The sequence below is a fragment of the Vibrio sp. 10N.222.46.A1 genome (genome assembly GCF_041473595.1).
GTDB classification, from domain to species: domain Bacteria; phylum Pseudomonadota; class Gammaproteobacteria; order Enterobacterales; family Vibrionaceae; genus Vibrio; species Vibrio tasmaniensis_A.
The window spans coordinates 1-1,053 of record NZ_JBFRSN010000509.1; the positions used below are offsets into that span (position 1 = coordinate 1).

Annotated in this window: 1 protein-coding gene; it reads left to right on the plus strand. The window is 43.5% G+C overall.

Features of this window, described 5'->3' with window-relative positions; all coding sequences use genetic code 11:
• Window positions 1-922, plus strand: a 922-nt coding sequence (locus tag AB4496_RS14915; RefSeq protein WP_372131244.1) for a mechanosensitive ion channel family protein, incomplete at its 5' end; no start/stop codon positions are given.
• Window positions 923-1,053 lie beyond the last annotated feature (131 nt).

The window sequence follows — 1,053 nt, forward strand, 5'->3', positions numbered from 1 at the left end:
GGATGTCACCTCGTACAAGCGTATTCTATTAGCGACCACCGGCGACATTAACGCTGATGTATTGGATGTTGATGTTGCACTGGAGTTGTTGGATGGTTGGCTTCGTTCATTCAGTTCATGGGCTTTTGAAAATACCCCTTCATTTATCGTTAAACTCGCGCTTTTCCTCGGTATTTTGTATGTAACTCGCCTTATTGCTAATGTGGCTCGTAAAACCGTTCGTAAGAGTGTTTCGCACTCTAAAATGGACTTCAGTGTATTGATGCAGGACTTCTTTGTATCAATTGCATCTAAAGCGGTCGTGTTTGTTGGTTTGCTGATCGCCCTGTCTCAAATAGGGATTGAGCTAGCACCACTATTAACGGGTTTCGGTGTTGCGGGTGTCATCATTGGTTTTGCATTGCAAGATACGCTGTCTAACTTTGCATCGGGCTTGATGATCTTGATCTACCGTCCGTACGATGTTGGCGACATGGTCAAAGTCGCTGGTGTTCAAGGCACTGTAAAAGACATGAGCTTAGTATCGACAACCGTTCAAACCATCGATAACCAACGCTTGGTGATCCCAAACAACAAGATCTGGGGTGACGTGATCAACAACATCACAGCAGAGCGTGTGAGACGTGTTGATATGGTTTTTGGTATCGGTTACTCAGATGATATCGATAAAGCAAAATCGGTATTGAACGACATCATTCTTGCTCACCCTCTAGTGTTGAAAAAACCAGAGCATATGATCAAGCTTCACACCTTGAATACGTCTTCAGTTGATTTTGTTGTAAGACCTTGGGTTAAGACAGATGACTACTGGGAAGTGTATTGGGATGTGACGGAAACCGTGAAGAAACGCTTCGATGAAGAGGGCATCACGATTCCATTCCCTCAACGAGATGTACATGTTTACAATCACGAAGAGAACTAACCCGGAAAAAGGCTAGTACGAGAATAGCTAATACGGAGAGAACTAAGTACGGCTTAAGGTCGATCTCTTCTTAATGTGATATCAAATGGACGCTGAATAAGCGTCCATTTTTATTGGCTGCCAGTTTATAC